This is a genomic window from Desulfofundulus sp. (genome assembly GCF_049701015.1).
GTDB lineage: Bacteria > Bacillota > Desulfotomaculia > Desulfotomaculales > Desulfovirgulaceae > Desulfofundulus.
The window spans coordinates 1-3,942 of record NZ_JBNATZ010000234.1; the positions used below are offsets into that span (position 1 = coordinate 1).

Below are 3,942 nucleotides of genomic sequence, written 5' to 3' on the forward strand. Positions count from 1 at the left end.
CCCGGGACACCAACCGGGCCAAGACTCTGGCGGAGAGTTTTTACAACCGTATTCCGGTAATATGGGGTGCCAGCGGCACCACCGAAGTGGTGGCCCAGCGCTGGAAGGGGCAGATCAACGAAAATGCCAAAGCGCCGGCTTACTGGAACGTATTTCCGGAATTAAACCATAACGAACTGGTCGGCTTTGAGTTTCCCGGTGAGCTTCTGCACCGCCTTTATGTGGTTATCCTGCGGGACCCGCAGGACCACCCGCGGGTTCAGAAAAGGTATGCCATCACCCGCGAAATTATGGGAGGAGCCGTGGCCGGTGTTGTCGAAATTATGGCCAGGGGCGACGGTGCTCTGGCGCGCATGTATTCCCTGATTTATCTCGGAGACTATGCCAGCGTGTACCTGGCCATGCTGTACGGTGTGGACCCCGGTCCGGTCAGGGTGATCGATACGCTCAAAGCCCGCCTGGCCCAGGAGTGAGCGGGACAACGACGTGCCTTAAGCGGCTGAACAGAACACTTACGTATTCGGCAAATTGACCCGGCCATAAAAAGTGGTGATAATTATGCGGCTGGTAATCGTGACCGGCCTTTCAGGGGCCGGAAAGACCCAGGCCTTACGTATTCTGGAGGATCTGGGCTTCTTTTGTGTGGACAACCTGCCTCCCATGCTCATCCCCAAGTTCCTGGAGCTTTGTTCACAATCTTCGCGGGGGATTAATAAAATAGCAGTAGTGGTGGATATCCGGGGTGGGGAGTTTTTCGACGACCTTTTTGAAGTGCTGACAGGCCTGGAGCAGGAGGGGTTGCGTTACGAAATACTGTTCCTGGAAACTTCCGATGCCACCCTGGTGCGCCGGTACAAGGAGTCGCGACGCAGCCACCCCTTGAGCGTGGACGGGGAGGTGCTGCAGAGCATACGGCAGGAAAGGGAGCGGCTGCGGGAACTGCGGGGGCGGGCTCACAAGATAATTGACACTTCCGAGATGACCCCCCAGCAGCTTAAGGATGAACTGGTCAGTTTGTTCGGGGACAATGCCGGGGTGTCCCTGCGCATTACAGTGATTTCCTTCGGGTACAAGTACGGCATACCCCTGGACAGCGACCTGGTTTTTGACGTGCGTTTTTTACCCAACCCCCATTATGATCCTGTGCTCCGCCCACTGACCGGCAACGACCCGGCGGTGCGGGATTATGTCCTGTGCTCACCGGTAAGCCAGGAATTCCTGAACCACTTTTACCAGTTTATTGATTTTCTTCTCCCCCACTACATCCGGGAGGGTAAAACTACCCTGACCATTGCCGTTGGCTGTACCGGCGGCCAGCACCGCTCGGTGACCCTGGCTAACTGTCTCGGGGACCACCTGGCGGAGAAGGGTTACCGGGTGGCCGTGCGGCACCGGGATCTACCCCGTTAAGACAGGGGTGAAGGGTTATGTACCTGTTTAAGTGGCTTTACCCTGGTATGCATTTCAAACGCTGGCTGGTCCTGTCATTTTTGGGCCTGGTGCTGGCCGCTACGGGCATAGGCCTTTTGGGCCGGTTCCTGCCCTGGGAGCACCAGGCGGTGCTGATGGCCTGGTTTGTAAAGCTTTTCGGTCCCGGGCAGGCCTGGATCGGGGGTGCTCTTCTCCTGCTACTGGGGCTGCCGGCCCTGGTCTACGGGAACCTCAGGGCCTTTCGTTCGGTGGTGGACGTCCTGGCGCCCGATGAGCGCACGCGCCTTGCGGATATTATCTACACCCGCCAGCACCTGCGCCGGGGGCCCCGGGTGGTGGTCATTGGTGGTGGGACGGGGCTCTCGGTGCTCTTGAGAGGCCTGAAACACTATACGAGCAATATTACGGCCATTGTTACCGTGGCCGATGACGGCGGCAGTTCCGGCCGGTTGAGAGGGGAGCTGGGCATGCTCCCCCCGGGGGACATCCGCAACTGCCTTGTGGCCCTGGCAGATAAGGAATCGCTGATGGAGGACCTGCTGCAGTACCGTTTTCAGAGCGGAGACCTGGCGGGTCACAGCCTGGGCAACCTGCTCCTGGCGGCTTTGAACCATGTGGCCGGGGGGTTCCATGAGGCCGTGCAGGCCCTGAGCAAGGTACTGGCCATCAGGGGGCAGGTGCTGCCCGTTACCCTGCAGAATGTGGTCCTGGGGGCGGAACTGTCCGACGGTACGCTGGTATACGGGGAATCTTCCATACCCCGGTGCAGGAAGCCCATTAAACGGGTTTTCCTGGTACCCGCAGACTGTTACCCCCTTCCCGAGGCACTGAAGGCCATTGCCACGGCCGATGCGGTGGTACTGGGGCCGGGGAGCCTTTACACCAGTATACTGCCCAACCTCCTGGTAAGGGGGATAGCCGATGCTATTGCGCGTACCCGTGCCGTGCGCATTTATGTCTGCAACGTAATGACCCAGCCCGGGGAAACCGACGGTTATACTGCCAGTGACCATCTGCAGGCCATTATCAACCATGCCGGTCCCATTGTAGATTACATGGTTGTCAATCAGGGCAGCATTCCGGCGCGTTTGAAGGTGCGCTACCGCCGGGAAGGAGCGGTGCCGGTGGTGGTGGATGGCGAGAAGCTCCAGCAGATGGGAGTGACGGTAATTGGTGCCAACCTGGTGCACGAAGGCAACGTGGTCCGCCACCACCCCGACAAACTGGCCCGCATCATCCTGGAGCTGGCATTCCGGGAGCGGAGGACGGGGGAACCATTCAGGTTGCTGAAAGGCTCTGCAAACAGTTCGCACCGTATGTCAACCAGTTAGCGAAGGCCGTTTTGAAGGGTCAACTTTTGTCGAAAAAGAAGTTGTAAAGGCCGGGGGCGGGTGTTAAGATCTTTTAAGGCACGTTAAACTCCTCGACGTGCCGGGAGGCATAACCCGTCCGGGGTCTGACGTAACCCATTTTTGCGGAAATACTTGGAGGTTCACAGTGAGCACCAGAATTTTGATCACCATAGTGACATTGCCGCTGTTGTTTTTACTGGTCCTGGCCGGTGCCCAGCACGCGGCCGATTCCCTGTCCGAGAGCCTGGCCCCCCCTCTCCCGCCGCCGGAGCGGGGAGAGGTAAGGATACCCATCCTTATGTACCATAAGGTAAATCCCGACCCCGCTACGGGTGGCCTGGGCCTCAGGGTGCCTCCGCAGAATTTCGCCCGGCAAATGGAATACCTGGCGACCCACGGGTTTCATACCGTTTCTCTGACCGACGTGGCGGATTACCTTCAGAAGGCCAAGCCCCTGCCGCCCAGGCCGGTGGTGATAACCTTCGATGACGGATACCTGGATAACTATACCTATGCCCTGCCCATTCTGGAAAAATACGGTTTTACGGCTACCGTTTTTGTGGTGGCCCATACGGTGGGCAAGACAAATATCTTTGATGCCGGCAGACAGCCCGTGAACAGGATGGCCGGCTGGCGGGAGCTCAAGGCGATGGCCGGACACGGCATCACCATTGGTGCTCATACCCTGGATCACCCCCGCTTGACGCGGCTTCCCCTGGAGGAAGCCAGGCGCCAGATTAAAGAAAGCAAGCTCCTCCTGGAAGCGGAGCTGGGGCGCCCGGTAGAGGTTTTCAGCTATCCCTACGGCAGTTATAACCAGGACCTGGCCCGGGTGGTGAGGGAAAGCGGGTACCGGGCCGCCGTGACCACGGACCAGGGCCTGGTTGGCCCGGGGGACGACCCGTTCACTCTGAAACGGGTGCGGGTTATGGGCAGTTATGACATGCAGAAATTCATCACAGAGCTGGTCAAGTATTATTATGCCTGCCCTCCCTGCAAGAGCAGGCGCGCCTGATCTTCGGGATAGGCCGGGAAAATACGTCCGTGGTGTGGTATAATATCCTCAAGGTGAGTTGAAATGTCCTTTTCTACCCTGACCAAAAATGAACTGGCCCGTGTGGTGGGGAAGGAAAAATGTTGCAGGCTGGCAGAACTTGCC

Annotated in this window: 5 protein-coding genes; 4 read left to right on the forward strand and 1 reads right to left on the reverse strand. The window is 58.5% G+C overall.

Annotation, left to right across the window (positions count from 1 at the left end; translation table 11 throughout):
- The 4 genes from ACPLUI_RS12220 to ACPLUI_RS12235 form a co-directional block, all read left to right on the forward strand.
- Window positions 1-473 (forward strand): SIS domain-containing protein (locus tag ACPLUI_RS12220; RefSeq protein WP_424660534.1); only part of this gene is annotated, 473 nt, incomplete at its 5' end.
- Window positions 474-558: 85 nt separating this feature from the next.
- Window positions 559-1,410 (forward strand): RNase adapter RapZ, encoded by an 852-nt coding sequence (gene rapZ / locus ACPLUI_RS12225; protein WP_424660535.1) that lies wholly within the window; start codon window positions 559-561, stop codon window positions 1,408-1,410.
- Between the two features lie 17 nt (window positions 1,411-1,427).
- Window positions 1,428-2,762 carry a gluconeogenesis factor YvcK family protein gene (locus tag ACPLUI_RS12230; RefSeq protein ID WP_424660536.1) on the forward strand — a complete coding sequence of 445 codons (1,335 nt, stop codon included), beginning with the start codon at window positions 1,428-1,430 and terminating at the stop codon, window positions 2,760-2,762.
- A gap of 166 nt (window positions 2,763-2,928) precedes the next feature.
- Window positions 2,929-3,798, forward strand: a complete 870-nt coding sequence (locus tag ACPLUI_RS12235) for a polysaccharide deacetylase family protein (RefSeq protein ID WP_424660537.1) — start codon at window positions 2,929-2,931, stop codon at window positions 3,796-3,798.
- Here ACPLUI_RS12235 and ACPLUI_RS12240 read toward each other — a convergent pair.
- Window positions 3,762-3,942, reverse strand: a 181-nt coding sequence (locus ACPLUI_RS12240) for a hypothetical protein (RefSeq protein WP_424660538.1), incomplete at its 5' end; no start/stop codon positions are given. The two genes, ACPLUI_RS12235 and ACPLUI_RS12240, sit on opposite strands and share 37 nt — an antisense overlap.

What these genes read in the sequence shown, in the direction of transcription:
- rapZ (WP_424660535.1), top strand. Translation starts at nt 559, where the DNA reads ATGCGGCTGGTAATCGTGACCGGCCTTTCAGGGGCCGGAAAGACCCAG.
- ACPLUI_RS12230 (WP_424660536.1), top strand. Translation starts at nt 1,428, where the DNA reads ATGTACCTGTTTAAGTGGCTTTACCCTGGTATGCATTTCAAACGCTGG.